Origin of the sequence: Megasphaera sp. AF13-6AC, assembly GCF_027685385.1 — a bacterium.
Classification (GTDB): Bacteria; Bacillota; Negativicutes; order Veillonellales; family Megasphaeraceae; genus Megasphaera; species Megasphaera micronuciformis.
Genome location: NZ_JAQCUN010000304.1, coordinates 1 through 666, shown reverse-complemented (window position 1 = coordinate 666; position 666 = coordinate 1). Strand labels below are relative to the sequence as shown.

The 666-nt window shown below is 52.6% G+C and carries 1 rRNA gene; it reads left to right on the top strand.

What is annotated here, in order from left to right:
- Positions 1-666 (top strand): 23S ribosomal RNA (locus PGX78_RS09030); the annotation flags it as partial.

The window sequence follows — 666 nt, the reverse complement described above, 5'->3', positions numbered from 1 at the left end:
GAAAACCCTCGTTAAGGAACTCGGCAAAATGTATCCGTAACTTCGGGAAAAGGATAACCCAGAGTACGTGAAGGAAAGAAACATCCGGAGCGGGAATGGGTGGCACAAGAGAGGCCCAAGCGACTGTTTACCACAAACACAGGCGTCTGCTAAAGAGAAATCTGATGTATAGATGCTGACACCTGCCCGGTGCTGGAAGGTTAAGAGGACGTGTTAGCCGCAAGGCGAAGCAGAGAATTGAAGCCCCAGTAAACGGCGGCCGTAACTATAACGGTCCTAAGGTAGCGAAATTCCTTGTCGGGTAAGTTCCGACCCGCACGAAAGGTGTAACGATTTGGGCACTGTCTCAACGAGGGACCCGGTGAAATTGAAGTACCTGTGAAGATGCAGGTTACCCGCGACTGGACAGAAAGACCCCATGGAGCTTTACTGTAACCTGAGATTGAATTTTGGTAGAAGATGTACAGGATAGTTGGGAGACGTAGAAGCGCGCACGCCAGTGTACGCAGAGTCGATGGTGGGATACCAACCTTGTTTTATTGAAATTCTAACGAGAGCCGTAACGAGGCTGCGGACAGTCTCAGGCGGGCAGTTTGACTGGGGCGGTCGCCTCCGAAAGAGCAACGGAGGCGCCCAAAGGTTCCCTCAGCGCGGACGGAAACCGCG